This is a genomic window from Neisseria sp. 23W00296 (assembly GCF_044772855.1).
Lineage (GTDB): Bacteria > Pseudomonadota > Gammaproteobacteria > Burkholderiales > Neisseriaceae > Neisseria.
Genome location: NZ_CP173024.1, coordinates 2,205,580 through 2,227,503, shown reverse-complemented (window position 1 = coordinate 2,227,503; position 21,924 = coordinate 2,205,580). Strand labels below are relative to the sequence as shown.

At 60.7% G+C, this 21,924-nt stretch carries 20 protein-coding genes; 14 read left to right on the top strand and 6 right to left on the bottom strand.

What is annotated here, in order from left to right:
- Positions 1 to 475: 475 nt before the first annotated feature.
- The gene (gene murU, locus ACG2K1_RS11150; protein ID WP_395429325.1) at positions 476 to 1,171 is read right to left on the bottom strand and encodes an N-acetylmuramate alpha-1-phosphate uridylyltransferase MurU; all 696 of its coding nucleotides are present in this window, start codon (positions 1,169 to 1,171) and stop codon (positions 476 to 478) included.
- A 287-nt stretch (positions 1,172 to 1,458) separates the two neighbouring features.
- Here murU and ACG2K1_RS11145 point away from each other — a divergent pair, with 287 nt between their 5' ends.
- Complete coding sequence (locus ACG2K1_RS11145) at positions 1,459 to 2,250, top strand: dioxygenase (protein ID WP_009426997.1); 792 nt, start codon at positions 1,459 to 1,461, stop codon at positions 2,248 to 2,250.
- Between the two features lie 76 nt (positions 2,251 to 2,326).
- Here ACG2K1_RS11145 and ACG2K1_RS11140 read toward each other — a convergent pair whose 3' ends face one another.
- A complete protein-coding gene (locus ACG2K1_RS11140) occupies positions 2,327 to 2,923 on the bottom strand; it encodes a hypothetical protein (protein WP_395429326.1) in 597 nt (198 codons plus the stop codon).
- Positions 2,924 to 3,144: 221 nt separating this feature from the next.
- On the opposite strand from ACG2K1_RS11140, the gene ACG2K1_RS11135 reads away from it, so the two are divergent.
- From ACG2K1_RS11135 to ACG2K1_RS11115, 5 genes are all read left to right on the top strand, one after another.
- Positions 3,145 to 5,367 carry a FepA family TonB-dependent siderophore receptor gene (locus ACG2K1_RS11135; RefSeq protein ID WP_395429327.1) on the top strand — a complete coding sequence of 741 codons (2,223 nt, stop codon included), beginning with the start codon at positions 3,145 to 3,147 and terminating at the stop codon, positions 5,365 to 5,367.
- A 222-nt stretch (positions 5,368 to 5,589) separates the two neighbouring features.
- Positions 5,590 to 5,781 carry a hypothetical protein gene (locus ACG2K1_RS11130; protein WP_009427000.1) on the top strand — a complete coding sequence of 64 codons (192 nt, stop codon included), beginning with the start codon at positions 5,590 to 5,592 and terminating at the stop codon, positions 5,779 to 5,781.
- Positions 5,778 to 6,218 carry a type II 3-dehydroquinate dehydratase gene (gene aroQ, locus ACG2K1_RS11125; RefSeq protein WP_009427001.1) on the top strand — a complete coding sequence of 147 codons (441 nt, stop codon included), beginning with the start codon at positions 5,778 to 5,780 and terminating at the stop codon, positions 6,216 to 6,218. Before ACG2K1_RS11130 ends, aroQ begins: the two co-directional genes overlap by 4 nt.
- Positions 6,219 to 6,354: 136 nt before the next feature.
- Positions 6,355 to 7,140 carry an ADP-ribosylglycohydrolase family protein gene (locus tag ACG2K1_RS11120; protein WP_395429328.1) on the top strand — a complete coding sequence of 262 codons (786 nt, stop codon included), beginning with the start codon at positions 6,355 to 6,357 and terminating at the stop codon, positions 7,138 to 7,140.
- A 627-nt stretch (positions 7,141 to 7,767) separates the two neighbouring features.
- A complete protein-coding gene (locus tag ACG2K1_RS11115) occupies positions 7,768 to 7,935 on the top strand; it encodes a hypothetical protein (RefSeq protein WP_157058147.1) in 168 nt (55 codons plus the stop codon).
- A gap of 228 nt (positions 7,936 to 8,163) precedes the next feature.
- Here ACG2K1_RS11115 and ACG2K1_RS11110 read toward each other — a convergent pair whose 3' ends face one another.
- The 3 genes from ACG2K1_RS11110 to ACG2K1_RS11100 form a co-directional block, all read right to left on the bottom strand.
- Entirely contained in the window at positions 8,164 to 8,772 is a 609-nt protein-coding gene (locus ACG2K1_RS11110; protein ID WP_395429329.1) for a tellurite resistance TerB family protein, read from the bottom strand.
- Between the two features lie 75 nt (positions 8,773 to 8,847).
- Positions 8,848 to 10,140 carry a valine--pyruvate transaminase gene (locus tag ACG2K1_RS11105; RefSeq protein ID WP_395429330.1) on the bottom strand — a complete coding sequence of 431 codons (1,293 nt, stop codon included), beginning with the start codon at positions 10,138 to 10,140 and terminating at the stop codon, positions 8,848 to 8,850.
- 98 nt (positions 10,141 to 10,238) lie between these two features.
- The gene (locus tag ACG2K1_RS11100) at positions 10,239 to 11,099 is read right to left on the bottom strand and encodes a hypothetical protein (protein ID WP_395429331.1); all 861 of its coding nucleotides are present in this window, start codon (positions 11,097 to 11,099) and stop codon (positions 10,239 to 10,241) included.
- A 155-nt stretch (positions 11,100 to 11,254) separates the two neighbouring features.
- Between ACG2K1_RS11100 and ACG2K1_RS11095 the strand changes: the two genes are divergently transcribed.
- The 6 genes from ACG2K1_RS11095 to ACG2K1_RS11070 all read left to right on the top strand — a co-directional run bounded on the left by ACG2K1_RS11095 (position 11,255) and on the right by ACG2K1_RS11070 (position 17,407).
- Entirely contained in the window at positions 11,255 to 12,784 is a 1,530-nt protein-coding gene (locus ACG2K1_RS11095) for an AmpG family muropeptide MFS transporter (RefSeq protein ID WP_395429332.1), read from the top strand.
- A gap of 68 nt (positions 12,785 to 12,852) precedes the next feature.
- On the top strand, positions 12,853 to 13,665 hold the full coding sequence (aroE, locus tag ACG2K1_RS11090) for a shikimate dehydrogenase (RefSeq protein ID WP_395429333.1): 813 nt from the start codon (positions 12,853 to 12,855) through the stop codon (positions 13,663 to 13,665).
- Positions 13,666 to 13,667: 2 nt separating this feature from the next.
- On the top strand, positions 13,668 to 14,351 hold the full coding sequence (gene mtgA / locus ACG2K1_RS11085) for a monofunctional biosynthetic peptidoglycan transglycosylase (RefSeq protein WP_009427012.1): 684 nt from the start codon (positions 13,668 to 13,670) through the stop codon (positions 14,349 to 14,351).
- Between the two features lie 371 nt (positions 14,352 to 14,722).
- Positions 14,723 to 15,991 (top strand): NRAMP family divalent metal transporter, encoded by a 1,269-nt coding sequence (locus ACG2K1_RS11080; protein ID WP_009427014.1) that lies wholly within the window; start codon positions 14,723 to 14,725, stop codon positions 15,989 to 15,991.
- A gap of 163 nt (positions 15,992 to 16,154) precedes the next feature.
- Entirely contained in the window at positions 16,155 to 17,039 is an 885-nt protein-coding gene (locus ACG2K1_RS11075; protein WP_009427015.1) for a lysophospholipid acyltransferase family protein, read from the top strand.
- Positions 17,040 to 17,140: 101 nt separating this feature from the next.
- A complete protein-coding gene (locus ACG2K1_RS11070; RefSeq protein ID WP_009427016.1) occupies positions 17,141 to 17,407 on the top strand; it encodes a hypothetical protein in 267 nt (88 codons plus the stop codon).
- Between the two features lie 74 nt (positions 17,408 to 17,481).
- Here ACG2K1_RS11070 and amgK read toward each other — a convergent pair whose 3' ends face one another.
- Entirely contained in the window at positions 17,482 to 18,486 is a 1,005-nt protein-coding gene (gene amgK / locus ACG2K1_RS11065; RefSeq protein WP_395429334.1) for an N-acetylmuramate/N-acetylglucosamine kinase AmgK, read from the bottom strand.
- 69 nt (positions 18,487 to 18,555) lie between these two features.
- Between amgK and ACG2K1_RS11060 the strand changes: the two genes are divergently transcribed.
- A complete protein-coding gene (locus ACG2K1_RS11060; protein ID WP_395429335.1) occupies positions 18,556 to 20,892 on the top strand; it encodes an LPS-assembly protein LptD in 2,337 nt (778 codons plus the stop codon).
- Positions 20,889 to 21,860 (top strand): peptidylprolyl isomerase, encoded by a 972-nt coding sequence (locus tag ACG2K1_RS11055; protein WP_395429336.1) that lies wholly within the window; start codon positions 20,889 to 20,891, stop codon positions 21,858 to 21,860. Before ACG2K1_RS11060 ends, ACG2K1_RS11055 begins: the two co-directional genes overlap by 4 nt.
- The last annotated feature ends 64 nt before the right edge of the window (positions 21,861 to 21,924 follow it).

The window sequence follows — 21,924 nt, the reverse complement described above, 5'->3', positions numbered from 1 at the left end:
CGCCCTCCGTGAAAGAGCGCGGAGTGTAGCAGAAAGGCGGGCGGCCGCAGAGAGCAGGCCGTCTGAAAACGGGGCGGGGAACGGGCGGCGGCGTTTGTCGACCCATGCCGTTCCGCATCGGGCGGGTGTATTGGCGGCGGGAATACCCGCGCCGCGAAAACGCCTGCGGACGGGGCGCAAAAGGCAGGAGGCCGTCTGAAATCCCGTTCGGGGGCTTTCAGGCGGCCTCTGTCGGTTTTTCGTGCGCCGACGGCGGCGTAGGCGGTAAAAGATTGGCCGTTGCCCGCGTTGCAAAAATATGCGGCAGGACATTTGTCCTGTTAATTGGGACGAAGCAGCGAAACCGTATCGGCGGATGGAGTGTCCGCGAAACGAAACCCTTTACGGACGGGGCGTAAAAGGCAGGAGGCCGTCTGAAACCCCGTTCGGGGGTTTTCAGACGGCCTCTGTCCGTTTAATCCGCACCGACGGCGGCTTATATTTGGCAATCTGCCGCCAGACGCCGCGCTTCTTCCAGCCGCTCCTGTGTGCCGACGTCGAGCCACAATCCCGTATGGTGCGTGCCGCCGACGCGGTTTTGCGTCATGGCAAGGCGCAGCAGCGGCGCGAGTTTGGCCGCCTGGTGCGGCGGCGTGGCGGCGAAGAGTTCGGGGCGGTAGAGGCCGCAGCCGCTGAAGGTCAGACGCACGCCTTCGCCTTCGCTGTGCACGCGCCCGTCTTGTCGCAGGACGAAATCGCCTTCGGGATGGTGCGGCGGGTTGGCGGTGAGCCAGAGGTGGGCGAGGCCGTCTGAAAGCAGGGTTTCGGCCTGGTGCACGGCGGCGGCGAAGTCGATGTCGGTGAACACGTCGCCGTTGACGACCAAAAACGGTTCGTTCCCCAGCAGCGGCAGGGCGGTGGCGATGCCGCCCGCGGTTTCCAAACCCTGACCGCCTTCGGGCGAGTAGGCGATGGAGACGCCGTATTCCGCGCCGCTGCCCAAACGCTCTTCGATTTGGCGGCCGAGCCAGGCATGGTTAATCACGATTTCTTCGATGCCCGCGGCTTTGAGGCGGCGCAGGTGCCAGCCGATAAGGGGCTCGCGCCCGACCTGCAACAGGGGCTTGGGCGTGGTGTCGGTAAGCGGGCGCATTCTTTCGCCGCGCCCGGCGGCCAGTATCATCGCTTTCATGGGGTCTTTCGTGTGTGCCGTCAGTCGGAAAACGCGACATTGTATAGTGAGCCAAAATAAAAAATCTACGGCGTTGCTGCGCCTTAGCTCGAAGAGGGCGGTTTGCTAAGGCATTAAAAATGCCAAGCAAACCTGCCCCGTACTACCTGTACTGTCTGCGGCTTGCTGCCTTGTATCTTTTTTATTTTGACTCACTATACAGGCTGCGGCAGGCCGTCTGAAAGCGCGCGCTTGCCCAAACCGCCGCCGCGGCCTATCATCTGCGCCCCTTCGCACAGGAGAATGTTATGAAACTGCCCGTACTCTTCGTTGCCCACGGCAGCCCGCTCAATGCCGTGCGCGACAACGCCTACACGGAAGAGTGGCAAAACTACGGCGACGAGCTGCTCGACGAGTTCGACGGCGAAATCCGCGCCGTGCTGTGCGTTTCTTCGCAATGGGTGACGGAAGGCAGCCGCGTCACCGCCGCCGCCGAGCCGCCCACCCTGCACGATTTTTCGGGTTTCCCGCCCGAGCTGCACGAAATCCGTTACCCCGCCGCAGGCAGTCCCGAGTTGGCGGAGCGCGTCTGCGCCCTGCTGGGAGCGGAGGCCGACGCGCAGCGCGGCATCGACCACGGCGCATGGACGGTGCTCAAACGCCTGATTCCCGACGCTTCCGTCCCCGTCGTCCAGCTCAGCCTCGACCGCCGCCTGAACGCGCAGGGGCATTTCGATTTGGCCGGCAAACTCGCGCCGCTGCGCAAAGAAGGCGTGCTTGTCGTTGCCACCGGCCACACCGTTTCCAATCCGCAGTTGCAGGACTGGCAGCATCCCGACCGCCCGGGCAACGCCTATCCGTGGGCGGATCTGGCGCGCGAGCTGATTAACAAATGGGCAAACGGCCGCCGTTACGACCGCCTGCTCGACGAGGAAAACTACCCCGTCGCCATCCGTCAGGCGCTGCACGACCGCCGCTGCTTCTATCCCTTGCTCTACGCCCTCGCCCTGCGCGGCGAAAAAGAGCCGCTGGAATTTTTCAACGACGAAATCGTCGGCAAATCGCTGTCCATGACGTCGCTGATTATCGGCTTTTTGTAAGAACCCGCATCCGTACGCAAAGACAAAAAGGCCGTCTGAAAACTTTTCAGACGGCCTTTTGGCGTTTCAGACGGCCTTACATGGCCTTTTTCAGCAGCTTCACGTCTTTGAGCGCTTCGGCCAGACGGGCGTTGCCCGCGGTGGCGCTGTTGGCGCAGACGGTGTAGAGATTTTCGGGATGGTAGATAGCGATGCAGTTTTCGCTGCTGCCGTCAGCCTGCGTGAAGGAATAGTCCATGCGGTTTTCGGTGGCCGCGCCCGCTTTCAGGTCGGCCAGTTCTGCCGCCTGCAAGGCGCTTTTCAGGCCGGCATAGTATTCTTTGGCGGGTTTGGCGGGTTTGCCCAAATCGATAACGGAGAGCGTGATGTCGGCGTCTTCGTCGCGTTGCAGCAGCGTCACTTCTTCGGCGCTGGTGCCTTCGGGCAGCAGCCCGGCGTTGCCGCTTTGGTCTTGGAAATTGCCGGTAACGGAAATGCTGACCGCGCCGTCGCGGCTGGTAAGCGTTTGTGCCGAAACGGCGGGTGCGGGCGCCTCGGCCGCAGCTTCGGAAGCGGCAGCGGGCGCGGCGTCGGCGGATTGCGGGTTGCTGACTTTGGTGTCGCAGGCGGCCAGCGCGAACAGGGCGGCGGCAGCAAGGGCGGCGGATCGGATGTTCATGACGGTGTTTTCCATAGAGTGTGTCGTTTGCAGAGCGCGGAGTATAGCAAATAATCCGTTTGCCATGGCGCGGCGCGGGCGTTTTCCCGCGTATGCCGTTTCAGACGGCCTTGTTGCATTCTGCCGACAGCGGGGAAAAATAATGTGATTTGTTCCTGTTTTGGTTGGCAGCGGCGCAACCGTCCTTTATATTCCGGCTTTGTAAATTTTGCTTTACATAATTTCAAGGAGACCCGATGAAACGCAACCCCTTCCCCCGTTCCGCCCTGGCCGTGCTGCCGCTGGCGCTTGCTGCCGCTTTTGCGCAGGCCGACACCGCAGCCGACGAAGGCGGAGAACTGGAAACCGTCTATGTCAGCGCCCAGCGCCAGCTCCAACAGTCGCTGGGCGTGTCGCGCATCACCGCCAAAGACTTGGAAATCCGCCCTGCGGTAAACGACATCTCCGACATCGTGCGCACCATGCCCGGTGTCAACCTCACCGGCAATACCGCCTCGGGCGAGCGCGGCAACAAACGCCAGATCGACATCCGCGGCATGGGGCCGGAAAACACGCTGATTCTGATCGACGGCCGCCCCGTCACCTCGCGCAACGCCGAACGCTACAGCTGGCGCGGCGAGCGCAACACGCGCGGCGACAGCAACTGGGTGCCGCCCGAAGAAATCGAATCCATCAGCGTATTGCGCGGCCCCGCCGCCGCCCGCTACGGCTCGGGCGCGGCCGGCGGCGTGGTAAACATCGTTACCAAAAAAGTCAGCAACGAATGGCACGGCTCGCTCAACCTGTTTACCAACCGCCCGCAGGACAGCAAAGAAGGCAAAACCAACCGCATCGGCTTTAACGTCAGCGGCCCCGTTGTCCAAGACAAACTCGGCTTCCGCCTCTACGGCAGCCTCAACAAAACCGATGCCGACGCGGCAGACATCAACCCGACCGTCGTCAGCTACGTCAACCGCGGCGGACGCCTGGTACGCACCGAAACACTCGGCGCAGGCCGCGACGGCGTGCGCAACCGCGACATCGCGAGCCGTCTCGCCTGGCGCATCACGCCCGAGCAAACCCTGACCTGGGACACCATGTACAGCCGCCAGGGCAACATCTACGCGGGCGACAACCAAAACAACAACCCCGACGATTTCACCAAATCGCTCTACGGCGAAGAAACCGCCATCCTCAAACGTACCAGCAGCGCGCTCGTCCACGAAGGCGTCTGGAACTGGGGCGACACCAAAGTCACCGCCCAGTTCGACCGCACCGAAAACGAACATTTGGTGGAAGGTCTGATGGGCGGCCCCGAAGGCCGTTACCAATCGCCCAAACAGTTCACCGAAAGCACCCTGAAAACCGGCCGTTTTGCCGCCGAAGCCAATATCCCCTTCAAACTGGGTGCGGAGCACGTCGTTACCGTCGGCACGGAATACATCCGCGACCAACTGGACGACCAAAGCTCAATGACACAAGGCTTTACCGACCAAGGCAAAACCGACGTCTTTGCAGGATTGGGTACCAACCGTGCAGGCAGAAACAGCCAGAAAAACTTTGCCCTCTATGTCGAAGACCATATCGATCTCAACGGCGGCAGCACCAAGCTGATTTCCGCCCTGCGCTTCGACCACAACAGCAAATCGGGCGGCAACTGGAGTCCCGCATTCAACTTCGTACAGCGCATCGGCGAAGGCTGGAACATCAAAGGCGGCATCGCCCGCGCCTACAAAGCGCCCAACCTGTACCAAAGCAACCCCAACTACATCCTCTACACACGCGGCCAAGGCTGTAAAGTCGGCACCCCCAACACCATCCGCTGCTACCTGATCGGCAACGAAAACCTGAAACCCGAAACCAGCCTGAACAAGGAAATCGGCTTCGAGTTTGCCCGCAACGGCTATCTGGCATCGGCAGCCTACTTCCACAACGACTACCGCAACAAAATCGTTGCCGGCGACGAACCCGTTGCCCTGAGCAACCTCGGCAACTACCTCTACCGCTGGGCGAACGCCAAAAAAGCACTGGTGGAAGGCTTCGAGGGCAACCTCACCCTGCCGCTGCACAGCACCTTGAAGTGGACGACCAACTTCACCTATATGCGCAAATCGGTGAACAAAGACACAGGCAACCCCCTGTCGGTGATTCCGAAATACACCGTCAACAGCAGCCTGAACTGGCAGCCGAACGAAAAATTCGACGCCGCCCTCAACGTTACCTACTACGGCAAACAGGAATCGCGCGGCGTCAAAGAAAACAACAAGGACAGCTATGAAAACCTGACCAGCCACACCGTCAGCCCCTACGGCCTGGTCGGCATCAACGCAGGCTACCGTTTCAATAAAAACCTCAATGCCCGCGTCGGCATCAACAACCTGTTCAACAAACAGCTCTACCGCAGCGCCAACAACGCCAGCGCGCAAACCTACAACGAACCCGGCCGCGCCTTCTACGGCAGCCTGAAAATGTCGTTCTAAACAGGTTTGGACTTCAAAGGCCGTCTGAAACCCGATTCCGGGTTTCAGACGGCCTTTTTCAAACTGAGGCCAGAGTGGAATGCCTGATAAAAACATCCAGCCCGAACCGCACTGAAACGGCGTTTTCACAACACCGTACAGCAACCGTATTCCCACCTGTCGGCCAACGCGTAAGGCGTGTGCCGCAGGCACTCACGTTTTTCCCAATGTTGGTGCAACCGCGTGCCCGCCGTCTGCAAACCCGGCGCGACAGCTTGTGCGTTTGCCCGTATCATCCGCTCCGTAGTGCTTTTCAGACGGCATCCGCGCCCAAGCGGTGTGCGGCCGTCTGAAAAGTTCCTGTTCCCCTTTTCAGACGGCCTCGATTGTAAAAGGCCGTCTGAAACCGTCCGCCACAAAGGAAACCCGCCATGAAATCCGTCCTCCTGCTCAACGGCCCCAACCTCAACCTGCTCGGCACGCGCGAGCCGCAGATATACGGCAGCACGACACTTGCCGATATCGAAAAACACATTGCCGCACTCGGCGCACAGCTCGGCGTGGCCGTTGCCTGTTATCAGAGCAACAGCGAAGGCGAGCTGGTCGGCCGCATCCACCGCGCGCGCGAAGAGGGTGCGGCCGCCGCCATTGTCAATGCCGGCGCCTACACCCACACCAGCGTCGCCCTGCGCGACGCACTGGCCGGCACTGCGCTGCCTTTTGTCGAAGTGCATATTTCCAATGTGTACAAACGCGAAGCCTTCCGCCACCACTCCTATCTGTCCGACATCGCGCTGGGCGTGATTGCCGGGCTGGGCGTGTACGGCTACGAAGCCGCCCTGCGCTTTTTGGTAGAGACAAAGGCCGTCTGAAAGCGCGTTTTATAGTGAGCCAACACAAAAATCTACGGCGTTGCTGCGCCTCGCCGTACTATTTGTACTGTCTGCGGCTTGCTGCCTTGTATCTTTTTTATTTTGACTCACTATATCATTTTCTAGGAGAAACATTATGTTAGGAGCAGTCATCGGCGATATTGCCGGCTCGCGGTTTGAGTTTGACAACTGCCGCAGCACCGATTTCGAACTGATTCATCCCGATTGCAGTTTCACCGACGACACCATCTGCACCGCCGCCGTGGCCGACTGGGTGGCGCAGGGCTTCGGCGGCAATTTGGCGCAGATTCTGCAAGACTGGTGCCGTCGCTATCCGCACCCAAAAGGCAGCTACGGCGGCATGTTCGGCCGCTGGATCGGCATGGCCGAGCCGCAGCCTTATAACAGCTGGGGCAACGGCTCGGCCATGCGCGTGTCCGCCGTGGGCTGGGCGTTCGGCAGTCTGGACGAGGTGCTGCACTATGCCGCCGAATCCGCCGCCGTCACCCACAACCACCCCGAAGGCATCAAAGGCGCACAGGCCGTGGCCGCCGCGATTTTCTGGGCGCGCTGCGGGCGGGACAAAGCCTTTATCCGTCACGAAATCCGCGAGCGTTTCGGCTATGCTTCGGATGCGGGCTGCGACGCCATCCGAGCGGCCAACACCTTCGACGAAAGCTGCATGAAAACCGTGCCCGACGCGCTGGCGGCGTTTTTCGAGAGCGAAAACTTCGAACACGCCGTGCGCCTTGCCGTGTCGCTGGGCGGCGATTCCGACACCATCGCCGCCATTACCGGCAGCATCGCCGAGGCATACTACCGCGACATCCCCGCCGCAACCGTGCGCCAAACCCTGGCCGTGCTGCCCGAAGACATCGCCTGCGTTTTGCAGGCGGTGAAAGAAGCCGCGCCGTCGGTTTGAAACGGCGGATTGCGGATTGAGGCCGTCTGAAAAGCAGAAAACCGCCTTTTCAGAAACCTCATCCACGCACAGGCAGGAATCTTGGTAATCTTGTCAGATAGTTGTTTCTTCAGTAATTTTCGAATTTTGGAGAAGATTCCCGCCTGCGCGGGAATGACGTCGGCGGGGATTTCGTGGGGCGTGTCGCCCGAGGCGGCGCACGCATTCTATGCCGTGCAACGAATCCGTATGGCTTGCCGGTCAGTCGAGACCGCGTGCGTCGCTGCGCTGCACACCCTACATCAGCGGCAGAGGCCGTCTGAAAACCTGAAAACGGGTTTCAGACGGCCTAGGGCGTGTTGACAATCAGCCTTGCGGCGGTATTTTTGGTAAAAATCCACGCCTGCCGCGTCAAAAATGCTCGCAAGATGTCCAATCTTGCTGCGCTTTTTTCCTTGCAGGCGCGAATTTTTCCTCAAAAAACCGCTTCGCAAGCTGATTGTCAACACACCCTAGGCAGATGGGGAATGGCGGCGAAAGCGAAGATGATGATAAAGATGCCTGCGATACGGGCGCGGCAGCGTTACCCTGCAATACAGGGACTGGCAGGTTGTTTCAGACGGCCGTCTGTGGCAGGTCGTCGGCTTTATGCCCGAGGGATCGGCGGCAACCGCCTTCTCCCTGCGGTTCTACCGCGCCGTCCTCGCCGAAACCGTCCGCCGTTATCCCGACGAAATCCAAGGCTTCGTGCTGAAAAGCGACGATTGGGAGTATCCGCGGCGCGAATGGGTGGACGGGTGCACAAAGGCCGCCTGAAAACGGCTTATGCGAAGCCGTAATCCGTCAGGCCGTCTGAAAGCTGCGCGCGTGCCGCGCCCTTGTTTCAGACGGCCTGAATTTTTCCGCTGCTGTGTTTGGGCGGACGCGGCGGCGCAGGCCGTCTGAATGCGTTGCCGCATCTGCTTGGCGGCGGGGAAGGCCGTCTGAAAACGTCGCATCCCGAAATGGGCAGACGTTTTCAGACGGCCTTTTGTTTCGATTGGTTTAAAACCCGGCCTGTCTTTCGAGCTGTTCGACCAGTTGCGGGTCGAGGCGGAAGGCGTCGGCCAGTTGCGAGAGGAAGACGATTTCTTTGCGCGAGAGTTCGCCGCACACCATGCGGGCGGCAAGGTAGGCTTCGGCTGCGGCGGCGGTGTCGCCGCCTGCCAGGGCAGCCAGTTCGGCGGCGGCGGCGGGGTTGCGGGTTTCGGCCAGCAGCCATTGGCTCTCTTCGCTGCTGCCGCTTTCCTGTTCGATCAGGCTGCGTTCGGTTTCGTCTATGCTGCCGTCGGCCGCGGCGGCGGCAATCATGGTTTTGAGGATGAGGCGGCCGCTGTCTTCGCTTTGCGTGCCCTGCGGCGCGAAGGCGTTTTGCGCGGGCGGGGTTTCGGTGTTGCGGCTTTGCTGCCAGCTTTGGTAGGCGTGGTAGGCCAGTGCGCCGAGGGCGGCGGACGAGCCGGTTTTCAGCAGGTTTTTGCGGGTTTTTTTGCCCAGCAGCATGGAGGCGAGGCCGACTGCGGCCGTGCCGCCGCCGATTTTGCCGAGCAGGTTTTTGTCGCCGGCGGTTTTTTGTACGCCGTCGAGTACTTGGTTGAGCAGGTTTTGGAAGTTCATGGTGCTGTCCTTTCGGTTGGGTGGGATGCCGTCTGAAAACCGGTTTGACGGGTTTTCAGACGGCCTCTGAGCGGTTTAGGCTTCGGCAAACGCGCGTTTCACTTCTTCGGCGATGGCGGCGATGCCTTGTTCCAGCGTTGCTTCGTTTTGGGCGATGCTGATGCGGATGCATTCGCGGGCGTGGGGGTAGTTTGCGGTATCGAAGCCGATGAAGAAGGGCTCGCCGGGGATGATAAGGGTGCCACGTGCTTTGAGGCGCTGGTAGAGGGTTTGCGCGGGGACGGGCAGGCCTGGGAAGTTGAGCCAGAGGAAGATGGCGCCTTCGGGTTGGTGGATAAGCAGGCGCTCTTTCAGGTTGCCTGAAAAGTGTTTTTTGAGAATGGAGACGGCGAGATCGGCCTGTTTTTGGTAGAAGGGTTGGATTTCGTCGGCGGAGAGCTGTTGCAGTTTGCCGCTTTCGATTAGGGGGGCGGCGATGGCGGCACCGAAGCGGGTGGGGGCGAGGTTGGTGATGGCGTTCAGGCTGCCGATTGCGCGGATAACTTCGGGGGCGGCGACGACGATGCCGGTGCGCACGCCGGGTAGGCCGGTTTTGGACAGGCTGAAACAGAGGATGATGTTGTCGTGCCAGGTAAGGCGGGCGGGGACGTGGATGATGTCGGGAAAGGGCAGGCCGTAGGCGTTGTCGATGATGAGTGGGATGTGGTGGGCGCGGGCAAGGGCGTCGAGGCGTGCCATTTCGTCGTCGGTGAGGACGTTGCCGCTGGGGTTGGTGGGGCGGGAGCAGCAGATGGCGCCGATTTGGCCGTTTTGCAGCTCGGGCAGGTTTTCGAGGGCGGGGAAGTCGACGCGGTATTTGAAGAAGCCGTCTTGCCCTTGGTATCGGGTGCGTTCGATTTGCGGCGGGACGGAGATGAAGCGGGGGGCGTCGATGTGGGCGTCGGCGTAGCCGATGTATTCGGGGGCGAAGGGCAGCAGGATGGATTTGTCGCTGCCGTCGTCGAATTTGCCACCGAACAGGTTGAATAGATAGAAGAAGGCGTTTTGCGAGCCGTTGGTGAGCGCGATGTTTTGTTCGGTAACGTCCCAGCCGTATTGGCGGCGGAAGTAGGCGGCGAGGGCGGCGATCAGGCGGGCGTCGCCTTGGGGGGTGGAGTAGTTGGCGAGGCTTTCGATGGCGGCGCCGTTGTCGGCGATTTGGCGCAGGGTGTCGGCAAAGGCCTGCTGCACGGCGGGAATGTGGGCGGGGTTGCCGCCGCCGAGCATATTGACGGGTTTGCCTTCAGACAGGGCGCGGCCGAGGTCGTCCATCAGTTGCAGGATGCCGCTTTGGCGGGTGAATTTTTGGCCGAATCGGGAGAATTGCATGGCTGGGCTTTCTTGGGTTGCTTGGCGGCGGATTATAACAAGGAGGCCGTCTGAAAACCGCAAACACGGTTTTCAGACGGCCTTTCGCTGCGGGATGCTTATTTCAGCGGGCTGGTCGTCCAGATGTTGCGGTAGGAGACGTAGCTGATAACGGGAAGCAGCGGAAACACGACTGCATAAAACAGCAGCAGGCTGACCACAAATATCAGGTTGTTGTGTTCGACTGCCATTTTGGCGGTTTTGAACAGCAACAATGTCACTGCGCCATATCCCAGCACGAGCGTTATCAACAGAAAGACGCCCAGCTGGGCAATATTTTTCAGGCTGCCTGTCAGACTCATCCACATGGCTTTGGCGGCGGGCACGCCTTGCAGCATAATCAGCGGCAGCGACATCCAGTTGCACAGGAAAAACAGGGGGACGATGCCGAAAAGTGCCCAAAAAATCCTGCTCTCGACGGGATTTTTCAGATTTGCCATTGCCATCAAATAGGCCGTCGCTGCCAAGAACCAAAACAGATACAGCCTCACCAGTGTCCATTTCCGTTCGCCAAAGCCGCTGAACAGGCGGCCGAACACAAACGAGCGCTCTTCCGACACCCCCGCCGCTATCGAGACGAATCCGGCGGCAAAAAGCAGGGGCAGCATCTGTACAAATAAAAGAACCGCAAACGACAGCACATAAGCCCACCATTTATGCTGCGCTGCTGCCGTTTGTATATCCAGCGCGGCCATCGCAAAAAACGATCCCCATGCCATGACCACAATGCTGACCAGCATCAGCAGTATCGCCAAAATCCACTGGGGCAGCCTGCCGCCGACCAGCAGCAGCGTGTGTTTGAGCCATACTGCAATGTCGCCTATCGGCCGCCACGAAGGGGCATCGAGCAGATAGGGCACGCCGTTATCGTAGTCGCTGCCGTAGCCGCCGTAGCCGTAATAGTTTTCTGTGTCGCGCATGATGTTTTCCTTATTGATTGTTGATTGCTTTCGGGGCGCGCATTTTACAACGGAATATTTGGGAATCCGGTGTCCGCCGAGCGCAGAGGCCGTCTGAAAAACGTTCAGACGGCCTTTTTGCTACAATGCCGCTTTTGCCCGCGCCCGTATTTCCCATGAACAAACCTTCTTCCGGCCGGCGTTCCGCCTTTGCCGCCTACGCCGATTACCGCTCCATTATCCTGTTTTTCCTCGGTATTTCTGCCGGCATGCCCATTTTGCTGATTTTTTCCAGCCTGTCGCTGTGGCTGCGCGAAGCGGGCGTGGCGCGGGATACGGTGACGATGTTCAGCTGGGCGGCGCTGGCCTATTCCTTCAAATTCGTCTGGGCGCCGCTGGTCAATTCCCTGCCGCTGCCGTTTTTGCACAAAATGCTGGGGCGGCGTCGCTCGTGGCTGCTGCTGGCGCAGGCGGGCGTGGTGTCGGCGGCGGCGGCGATGGCGATGGTCGACCCCGCCGATCCGCAGGCTCTGCGGCTGATGGCGGCCGCGGCGGTGCTGCTGGGTTTTTCTTCGGCGACGCAGGACATCGTTATCGACGCCTACCGCATCGAGGCGGCGGCGGGCGATGCGGCGATGCAGTCGGTGATGTCGGCAACGTATAGCGCGGGCTACCGCATCGGCATGGTGGTGTCGGGGGCGGGGGCGTTGTTTCTGGCGGCGAAACTGGGCTCGGCGGCAGAACATTATTCTTATGAGGCGTGGCGGCAGACTTATCTGGCGATGGCGGCGGTAATGGCGGCGGGTGTGCTGACGACGCTGCTGATGCGCGAGCCGGAAGCGGCGGCGGCCTCGGAAGCACCTTGCCCGCCGCTCGACCATCTGCGGCTGGTGCTGCTGTTTTTGGGCGCGGTGTCGGCTTTTGTCGCCGCCTTCGTTTGGGTCGGCGGCCTGCTGCCGAAGGCGGACGGCGCTTTGTCGGGCCTGGCGTGGGAGACGCTGCGGCTGGCCGCGGCGTTGGCCTCGGCGGCGGCGGCGGGTGCGCTGCTGGTGACGGCGAAAGTCGCGCCCGCCGCTTTGGCCGTGCAGACCTGGGTGTCGCCCGTCACCGATTTTTTCCGCCGCTACGGCCGCTCCGCCCTGCTGCTCTTGGCCTTAATCGGCCTTTACCGCATTTCCGACATCGTGGCGGGCGTGATTTCCAATGTTTTCTATCAGGACTTGGGCTTCAGCAAAGAGGAAATCGCCTGGGCGGTGAAGACCTTCGGCGTGCTGATGGCGATTGCGGGCGGTTTTGTCGGCGGCGTGCTGTCGCAGCGTTATTCGCTGATGAAAATGATGATGCTGGGCGCGGTGCTGGCGGCGGCCACCAACCTGCTCTTTGTCGCCCTGGCCTACCAAGGCCGCGATCTGACGCTGATGTATCTGGCCGTCGGCAGCGACAATCTTGCCTCGGGGCTGGCAGGCGCGGTGTTCGTCGCCTTTTTGTCGGTGCTCACCAATATCCGCTTCACCGCCGTGCAATACGCCATTTTGAGTTCGCTGATGACCCTGCTGCCGAAAACGCTGGGCGGCTACTCGGGCACGATGGTGGAAAGCATAGGCTACCCCGGCTTCTTCCTCTTCACCGCCCTGCTCGGCCTGCCGGTGCTGCTGCTGGTGTATCTGGTGGACAAAAAGATTTACCGCAACAATCAGGCCGTCTGAAAAGGCCGTTCCCGCCTATACCCCTTCGGGGCATAAACGCGGGAATGACGTTTCTGAAAGGAAAACCCATGACGCAAACCCCGCTCTACGCCGTGTTCGGCAACCCGGTCGCCCACAGCAAATCGCCGCCCATCCACCAAATGTTTGCCGCGCAGGAAGGCGTGCAAATCGTTTACGAGCGCCGCCTGTCGCAGCCCGACACCTTCGCCCGCGACATCGCCGCGTTTTTCGCCGCAGGCGGCGCGGGCGCCAACGTTACCCTGCCGTTCAAAACCCAAGCCCTCGCACTGGCGCACGAACAGTCCGAACGCGCCGCCGCCGCCGGTGCGGCCAATACCCTCATCCCCCTTTCAGACGGCCTTATCCGCGCCGACAACACCGACGGCCTCGGTCTCGTCTGCGACATCACGCGCAACCTCGGCATTTCCCTTTCCGGCAAACGCATCCTCGTCCTCGGCGCGGGCGGCGCCGTGCGCGGCGTACTGCAACCCCTGCTGGGCGAAAACCCCGCAGAACTCGCGATTGCCAACCGCACCCACGCCAAAGCCGAAGCCCTCGCGCGGCAGTTCGGCATCGCCGCCGTGGAAACAGGCCGTCTGAAAAGCGGCTTCGACATCATCGTCAACGGCACATCGGGCAGCCTCTCCGGCCAAACCCCCGACATCCCCGCCGCCGTCTTCCAAAACTGCGCCCTCGCCTACGACATGGCCTATGCCGACACCGCCACCGCCTTTCAGACGGCTGCAGCAAAAAATGGCGCGGCACAAACCGCCGACGGCCTCGGCATGCTCGTCTGCCAGGCCGCCGAGTCCTACCGCCTCTGGCGCGGCTTCGCCCCCGACACCGCCCCCGTTATCGCCGCATTGCGAAAGGCCGTCTGAAAATGCTCAAATGGATACTTGCCCTGCCTTTTGCCCTCTTCATCCTCTTTAACGCCTATGTCTACGGCAGCATCCTTACCTTCCGCGCCGTCGCCCCGCACCACAGCGCCTTCATGACCGCCCGCATGGCCGAGTTCCGCCGCGAAGGGCGCGACATCCCCCTCGACTACCGCTGGCGCGCCTACCCCGACATCTCCGCCAACCTGAAAAAAGCCCTTATCGCCTCCGAAGACGCCGCCTTCGCCGAACACGGCGGCTTCGACTGGAACGGCATCCGCAACGCCATCAAACGCAACGAAAAAAGCGGCAGAATCAAAGGCGGCGGCTCCACCATCAGCCAGCAGCTGGCGAAAAACCTGTTTTTGAGCGAATGGCAGAGCTACATCCGCAAAGGCGAAGAAGCCGCCATCACCGCCATGCTCGAAGCCACCACCGACAAAGACCGCATCTTCGAGCTCTACCTCAACATCATCGAATGGGACTACGGCGTCTACGGCGCGGAAGCCGCCGCACAAAAGTTCTACGGCAAACCCGCCGCCAATCTCAGCAAACAGCAGGCCGCCGCCCTCGCCGCCCGCGTCCCCGCCCCGCTGTACTACGCCGACCACCCGCAAAGCAAACGCCTGCGCAGCAAAACCAACATCATCCTGCGCCGCATGGGTTCCGCCGCGTTGCCCGAAGAATAAGCAAAAGAAAAGGCCGTTCCAGCGTAGGCGGGAACGGCCTTTTCTTTGCGCCGCTGTTTTTAACTTCGTTGAAACTGCGCTTTCAGACGGCCTTTTTTCCCATGAGTAGGGTGTGTGCCGCAGGTACGCACGTGGTTTGAGAATGGGTAAAAAGGCCGTCTGAAACGTCCGGCGGCGAAAGCACGCTTGTTCCCGCGCCCGCAGGCGTTTTGCTATTTTCTGCCGTTTTCGCATTTCAAACGCAGCGCAGACAAATTTTCTTCATCTTGTGCAGTATAAAATTTCAAAACCGAAAATTTTACCTTGTGCGGCTTTGCGTTAAACTGCCGCCGTTTGAGATTACAGAGGCCGTCTGAAAAGGCGGAAAAAACATGTCTGAAAACACACCAAACACACCCGCAGTTTCCACCTGGCAAACCCGCCTGCGCGCGCTGGGGCCGGGCATTCTGATGGCTTCGGCCGCCATCGGCGGTTCGCACCTCATCGCCTCGACGCAGGCGGGCGCGCTCTACGGCTGGCAGCTGGCGCTGATTATCGTGCTGACCAATCTGTTCAAATATCCTTTCTTCCGTTTCAGCGCCCATTACACGCTCGACAGCGGCAAGAGCCTGATTGAGGGCTACGCCGAGAAAAGCCGCGCCTATTTGTGGGTGTTTCTTGTGATGTGCTTTTTGTCGTCCACCATCAGCACGGGCGCGGTGGCGCTGCTGACTGCCGCCATCGTCAAAATGGCCGTGCCTTCGCTGCCGTTTTCCGTCGGCGTGTTGTCGGTGGTTGTGGTCGGCTCATGCGTGCTGATTCTGCTCACCGGCCGCTATAAGGCTTTGGACAATCTGTCGAAAATCATTGTGGTCAGCCTCAGCATCACCACCGTGGCCGCCGCCGCCATCGCCGCCTCGAAGGGTATGCAGATGAAGCCCGACTTTGTCGAACCCTCGCCGTGGACGCTGGCGGGACTCGGCTTCATCATCGCCCTGATGGGCTGGATGCCCGCGCCGATTGAAATTTCCGCCATCAATTCGCTGTGGGTGACGGCCAAGCAGAAAAGCGACCCCGCCAGCTACCGCGACGGCATGTTCGATTTCAACGTCGGCTACATCACCAGCGCGGTGCTTGCCGTCGTTTTCCTCGCGCTGGGCGCATTCGTGCAATACGGCAACGGCGAGGCGGTGCAGATGGCGGGCGGCAAATACGTCGGCCAGCTTATCAATATGTACACCGGCACCATCGGCGCGTGGTCACGGCCGCTGGTGGGCTTTATCGCCTTCGCCTGCATGTTCGGCACAACGATTACCGTCATCGACGGCTATGCCCGCGCCGTGGCCGAATCCGTGCGTCTCGTGCGCGGCCGCGAAACCTTCCGTACGCGCGAACTTCTGGCCTGGATAGGCTGGGTGTCCTTCTCCGGCCTCGCCCTGATTTTGTGGTTCGACAGCGCGCTGGCCGAACTTTTGAAATTCGCCATGATTTCCGCCTTCCTCGCCGCCCCCGTTTTCGCCTGGCTCAACTACCGCCTGGTGCGCGGCGACAAAAAACACAGGCTCACCCCCGCCATGAACGCGCTGGCCGTGGTCGGGCTGGTGTATCTGGTCGGCTTCGCCGTGCTGTTTGTGTTGAACGAAAGCGGCATCCTTGCTTAATTAGCGCAGGAGAAAGGCCTCTGAAACCGCTTTTCACTCCGTTGAAGATGCGCTTTCAGACGGCCTCCTGCTGCCTGACGGGCGCATTCGGGCGCGGCAAGGCCGTAGATTTTTTATTTTGACTCACTATACAATCGCGGCTGAACCAACCTGCCCCAACGCCATGCAAAGCCTCGTTTTCTTCCTTTTCCGCCTCTTTGCCGCCCTGCCGCTCAAAGTCCTGCACCGCATCGCCCACTTCTGGGGCGGCCTTGCCTTTTACATCCTGCGCGAAGACCGCGACCGCATCCGCGCCAACCTGCAAACCGCCGATTTACCGAGTGGCGACGCAGCCGTCAAAACCATTCTGCGTGAAACCGCCAAAGGCGGCTTGGAGCTGCCCGTCGCCTTTTTCAGACGGCCTGAAGAAATCGAAGCCCTCTTCAAAGCGGTGCACGGCTGGGAACACGTCGGACAGGCATTGGCCGAAGGGCGCGGCCTGCTTTTCATCACACCGCATCTGGGCAGCTACGATCTGGCCGGACGCTACATCAGCCAGCGTCTGCCCTTTCCGCTGACCGCCATGTACAAACCGCCGAAAATCAAAGCTTTCGACGCCGTGATGCAGGCGGGGCGCGTGCGCGGCAAAGGTAAAACCGCGCCCACCAATATCCAGGGCGTCAAACAAATCATCAAAACCCTGCGCGCGGGCGAAGCGGCCATCGTCCTGCCCGACCACGTTCCCGCGCCGGAAGAGGGCGGCGACGGCGTTTGGGCGCCCTTCTTCGGCCGCCCCGCCTACACCATGACCCTTGCCGGCAAGCTCGCGCAGGTGAAAAACGTCGCCGCCTTTTTCTTCTGCGGCGAGCGCCTGCCCAACGGGCAGGGCTTTGTCCTCCACATCGAACCCCTGCGCGGCACGCTCAACGGCGACAAGGCACACGACGCCCGCATCATCAACGAAAACACCGAATACTGGATACGCCGCTTCCCGCAGCAATATCTCTTCGCCTACAACCGCTACAAACAGCCCGCCGGTGCGCCCGAGCCGCCCGTAGCGGCAGAATAAAACGAGGCCGTCTGAACGCTTTCAAACGGCCTGCAATACAAACAGCGTTATGCTTATTAAGGACTTAAAAATAAGGTCATTACATTAAGGGAGTGAAAAAAATGTCGAATCCGTTTTTATTGAAACTGCTTTTGATGCTGGCAGCCGGCTATCTGATCGGCCTGACGGCGCGCGCGCTGCTGCCGGGCGACAACGGCATGGGCTTTTTGCGCACCTGGCTGCTGGGCACGGTCGGCGTGCTGACGGCTTACGGCGTCTGCTATTTCTTCGGCTGGCTCGAGTTTTACCACCGCAACATCTACACTTCTGTCGCCGCCATCCTGCTTGGTACGATGGTTTGGATTCCCTTGTTCCGCCGCAGGGCGTAAGACTTGCTTGCAGCTTGGCACGAAAAGGCCGTCTGAATGCTTTCAGACGGCCTCTGTGTATGTTTGAACAGGTTTTAAAACGTATAACCCGTCTGCAAATCATCATCGCCGACCAAATCGACCAAAAGCGCGTAAAGCGGCGCGAGGTCGGCATAGCGGCGCGAAGTGCGGCGCAGATAGTTGAGAAAGCGCGGGATTTCGGGGCGGTATTTGTCTTTGCCGTCGCGGTAGTAGAGCCGCGCGAAGATGCCGGCCACTTTCAAATGCCGCTGCACGCCCATCCATTCAAACCAGCGGTAAAACTCGTCAAAATCCTGCGGCACGGGCAAACCGGCGGCGCGGGCCTTTTCCCAGTAGCGGATAACCAAATCCAACACAAACTCTTCTTCCCATTCAATAAAGGCGTCGCGCAGCAGCGAAACCAAATCGTAGGAAATCGGGCCGTAGAGCGCGTCTTGGAAATCGAGCACGCCCGGGCGGCCGCGCGTGAGCATCAGGTTGCGGACGATGTAGTCGCGGTGCACATACACTTTGGGCTGCGCCAAAAGCGGCGGCAATAAGGTATCGACTGCCTGCTGCCAGAGTTGGCGCTGCTTGAAATTCAAGGGTTTGCCCAGCTCTTTGGCGGCAAACCATTCGGGAAACAGGTTGACCTCGCGCAGCATGACTTCGCGGTCGTATTCGGGCAGCACATCGGGCTTGGAGGCCGTCTGAAGCGTAACCAATTCGTCGATGGCTTCGAGCAGCAGGGTTTTGTGCACGATCTCGCGCGTATCGTGCTGCATGGCGGCGAGGTAGGTAGTACTGCCCAAATCGCTGAGCGCCATAAAGCCATGCGCTTCGTCAACGTGCAAAACCTGCGGCACGTTTACCATATCAAACAGTTTTTGCACTTTGAGATAGGGCGCGACGCTCATTTTGTCGGGCGGCGCGTCCATGCAGATAATGGTTTGGCCGTCTGAAAACGCGGCACGGAAGTAGCGGCGGAAGTCGGCATCGGCGGCGGCGAAAGAGAGTTCGAAGGCTTGGTTCGGATAAACGGCGGCGAGCCAGTTTTTCAGTTCGGATTGGCGCTGCATGACGGTTTTTCGGTGAAACGGTGTTAGAATGGCCGCCATTTTAACCGTCAAAACCGCTTGGGTGATACTTTGGCACGTTTATTTTCAGTCAAACCGCTGGCGATCGCCGTGGGCATGGCCGCCGCTGCGGGCAGCGCCGCCGCCGCAACGTCCGCATTGGGCAGCACCTGCCCGCAATGCAAAGACGGCAAACCGGTTCAGACGGCCTCCCAACCCGAAAACGCCGTACGGCGCAGCGGCGAAGAAACGCTGCCCGCCGACTACACCCGCATCACCGCCGACGACGTGCGCGGCCAAACGGGCGTCGGCGTCGAAGCGCGAGGCGGCGTTATCATCGAACGCAACGCGCAGGTGCTCAACGCCGAGCGCGTCGTTTACGACCAGCCCGAAGACACCGTCAAAGCGGGCGAAGGCTTTATTTTGGACGATGCGGGCTCGACCGTGCGCGGCGACAAGCTGCAATACAACCTGACCGAAGGCAGCGGCACGGCGCAAAACGTCGAAATCGAAGCCGAGCGCGACGGCCGCCGTTTGCAGGCCGTCGGCAAAGAAGCCGAAATCGAACGCAAAAACCGCTACAAGCTCACTGACGTGCAGTTCAACACCTGCCAAAAGGGCGACGCATCGTGGTATATCGCCGCCGACAGCATCGACGCCGACTACGGCAAAGGCGTCGGCGTGGCCAAACACGCCAAACTCGTCTTCCACGGCGTGCCTGTGCTCTACACCCCGTGGGCGGATTTCCCGCTCAACGGCAACCGCAAAAGCGGCCTGCTCGTGCCCACCCTCAAAATCGGCTCCAACGGCACCGAAATCGACCAGCCCTATTATTTCAACCTCGCCCCCAACTACGACGCCACCCTCACCCCCGGCATCATCAGCGCGCGCGGCGTGCAGCTGGGCGGCGAGTTCCGCTACCTGCAGCCCAAATACAACGGCGAAATTGCCGGCAAATGGATGCCCGACGACCGCCGCAGCCGCCACAACAACCGCTACACCGCCCAATGGCGGCACACGCAGGACTTCGGCAAAGGCCTGAGCGGCAAAGTCGATTTCAACCAAGTCTCCGACGACGACTACTACCGCGATTTCTACAACCGCACCGACATCGCCCGCAACGTCAACCTCAACCGCGAAGCCCGTCTCGACTACAAAACCGACGTGCTTGGCGAGTGGCTCGAAGCCAATCTGAAAGTCCAGAAATACCAAACCCTCGCCAACGCCGACGGTTACAAAAACGAACCCTACGCCATCCTGCCGCGCCTGTCGGGCAGCTGGCAGAAAAACTTTGCCGGCAACCTCTTTTCCCTCAGCGGCCAGTACACCCGTTTTGCCCACGACAGCAAACAGGCAGGGCAGCGCTTCGTCCTTTATCCCTCACTCAGCCGCAACATCCACAACGACTGGGGCTACATCCGCCCGAAAGTCGGCCTGCACTACACCCACTACATCCTCGACGGCTTCAACGACAAAAGCGGCCGCACCGCAGGGCGCAGCATCCCCATTGCCAACATCGACGCGGGTATGACCTTCGAGCGCGAAACCCGCTTCTTCGGCCGCGACCACATCCAAACCCTAGAACCGCGCCTGTTCTACAACTACATCCCCACCAAATCGCAGAACGACCTGCCCAACTTCGACAGCTCCGAAAACAGCTTCAGCTACGATCAGCTCTTCCGCGAAAACCTCTATTCCGGCAACGACCGCATCAACGCCGCCAACAGCCTCAGCCTCGCCCTGCAAACCCGCTATCTCGACCGCGCAAGCGGCGCCGAGCGCATACGCGCGGGCATCGGCCAGAAATTCTATTTCAAAAACGACAGCGTTTTGGCCGACGGCAACATCGGCAGCGGCAAACGCAACCGTTCCGACTGGATAGCCTTTGCCGACGGCGAAATCAGCCGCAGCGTCAGCGGCTACGCCACCGCCCACTTCAACGAAAACCAATCCCGCTTCGAGAACCTTGCCGCCGGCATCCGCTACACGCCCGAAGACGGCAAAACCCTGTCCGCCCGCTACCGCTACGGCCGCGACAAAGCCATCTGGCTGCAGGACGACGGCAGCTACTACCGCGACAAAATCAGCCAGATCGACCTCGGCGCGCAATGGCCGATTACCTCCAACCTCTACGCCCTCGCGCGCTACAACTACGCCCTCAACGTACGCAAGCCGCTCGACATCCTCGCCGGACTCGAATACAAAAACGACTGCGGCTGCTGGAGCGTCAGCGCCGCCGCCCAGCGCTACGTTTCCGGCTGGGATACCGAACGCAACAAGCCGAGCTACAAAAACGCCTTCTTCTTCACCCTGCAACTGAAAAACCTGAGCAACATCGGCAACAAAGCCGACGAAACCCTGCGCCCGGCCATTCCGGGCTACAAAAAGACCAACGAGGTAGTCAAATGAAATCCCACACGAAAATCCTCGCTGCCGCCCTTATCGGCGCAGCCTTTCAGACGGCCTTTGCCGCCGACATCAAAACCGTGGACGGCATCGCCGCCGTAGCGGGCGACAGCGTCGTCACCATGAGCCAGTTCGAACGCGCGCTGGCGGAAGCCAAACGCCGTATCCCCGCCGCGCAGAGGCCGTCTGAAAACGAACTGCGCCGCCACGTCCTCGCCCAACTCGTCAACCGCGCGCTTGTCGTACAGGCGGGCAAACGGCGCGGCCTCTCCGCGAGCGAGGCCGAGGTAGACGAAGCCATCGCCCTGGCAGCCGCGCAAAAACACGTTTCCATCGACAAATTCTATGCCGACGCCTTGAAAGAAGGCGCGCCCAAGTCCGCCGTGCGCCGCGAAACCGCAGAGCAGATTGTTGCCGAAAAAGTGCAGCAGCAGGCCGTATTGCAGAGCGCGCGCGTCAGCGACGCCGAAGTGGATGCCGCCATCGCCCGCGCGCAGCAGCAGGGCATCGCCATCCCCGCAGGCGAACCCGTGCGCCAATACCGCGCCCAACACATCCTGATCAAAGCCGAAAAAGAAAACGCCTCGGCCGCCGCCGAAGCCGTTATCCGCAAAATCCAAAACCAGGCCGCCGCCGGGCGCGATTTCGGCGAGCTGGCGCGGCAGTATTCGCAAGACCCCGGCAGCGCGCAGCAAAACGGCGATTTGGGCTGGTTCGGCGACGGCGTGATGGTGCCCGAATTCGAAAGCACGGTGAAAAAACTGAAAAAAGGCCAGATCAGCCGCCCCGTCAAAACCCAGTTCGGCTGGCACCTGATCAAGCTCACCGACACCCGCGAGGCGGGCACGCCCGAAGAGCGCCGCCGCAACGCCGTGCGCCAATACATCATGGAACAGAAAGCCGCCCAAGCCGGCTCGCAGCTCTTGCAGCAGCTGCACGAGGGCGCCTTTGTCGATGTGCGCCTGAAATAATCCGCCGCCATGCAGCAGGAGGCCGTCTGAAAACCCGCACAGGCATTTTCAGACGGCCTCACGC

Excerpts from the sequence above, each read along its gene's own strand:
- murU (WP_395429325.1), bottom strand. The coding sequence starts at position 1,171 with ATGAAAGCGATGATACTGGCCGCCGGGCGCGGCGAAAGAATGCGCCCG.
- ACG2K1_RS11145 (WP_009426997.1), top strand. The coding sequence starts at position 1,459 with ATGAAACTGCCCGTACTCTTCGTTGCCCACGGCAGCCCGCTCAATGCC.
- ACG2K1_RS11140 (WP_395429326.1), bottom strand. The coding sequence starts at position 2,923 with ATGGAAAACACCGTCATGAACATCCGATCCGCCGCCCTTGCTGCCGCC.
- ACG2K1_RS11135 (WP_395429327.1), top strand. The coding sequence starts at position 3,145 with ATGAAACGCAACCCCTTCCCCCGTTCCGCCCTGGCCGTGCTGCCGCTG.
- aroQ (WP_009427001.1), top strand. The coding sequence starts at position 5,778 with ATGAAATCCGTCCTCCTGCTCAACGGCCCCAACCTCAACCTGCTCGGC.
- ACG2K1_RS11120 (WP_395429328.1), top strand. The coding sequence starts at position 6,355 with ATGTTAGGAGCAGTCATCGGCGATATTGCCGGCTCGCGGTTTGAGTTT.
- ACG2K1_RS11115 (WP_157058147.1), top strand. The coding sequence starts at position 7,768 with ATGCCCGAGGGATCGGCGGCAACCGCCTTCTCCCTGCGGTTCTACCGC.
- ACG2K1_RS11110 (WP_395429329.1), bottom strand. The coding sequence starts at position 8,772 with ATGAACTTCCAAAACCTGCTCAACCAAGTACTCGACGGCGTACAAAAA.
- ACG2K1_RS11105 (WP_395429330.1), bottom strand. The coding sequence starts at position 10,140 with ATGCAATTCTCCCGATTCGGCCAAAAATTCACCCGCCAAAGCGGCATC.
- ACG2K1_RS11100 (WP_395429331.1), bottom strand. The coding sequence starts at position 11,099 with ATGCGCGACACAGAAAACTATTACGGCTACGGCGGCTACGGCAGCGAC.
- ACG2K1_RS11095 (WP_395429332.1), top strand. The coding sequence starts at position 11,255 with ATGAACAAACCTTCTTCCGGCCGGCGTTCCGCCTTTGCCGCCTACGCC.
- aroE (WP_395429333.1), top strand. The coding sequence starts at position 12,853 with ATGACGCAAACCCCGCTCTACGCCGTGTTCGGCAACCCGGTCGCCCAC.
- mtgA (WP_009427012.1), top strand. The coding sequence starts at position 13,668 with ATGCTCAAATGGATACTTGCCCTGCCTTTTGCCCTCTTCATCCTCTTT.
- ACG2K1_RS11080 (WP_009427014.1), top strand. The coding sequence starts at position 14,723 with ATGTCTGAAAACACACCAAACACACCCGCAGTTTCCACCTGGCAAACC.
- ACG2K1_RS11075 (WP_009427015.1), top strand. The coding sequence starts at position 16,155 with ATGCAAAGCCTCGTTTTCTTCCTTTTCCGCCTCTTTGCCGCCCTGCCG.
- ACG2K1_RS11070 (WP_009427016.1), top strand. The coding sequence starts at position 17,141 with ATGTCGAATCCGTTTTTATTGAAACTGCTTTTGATGCTGGCAGCCGGC.
- amgK (WP_395429334.1), bottom strand. The coding sequence starts at position 18,486 with ATGCAGCGCCAATCCGAACTGAAAAACTGGCTCGCCGCCGTTTATCCG.
- ACG2K1_RS11055 (WP_395429336.1), top strand. The coding sequence starts at position 20,889 with ATGAAATCCCACACGAAAATCCTCGCTGCCGCCCTTATCGGCGCAGCC.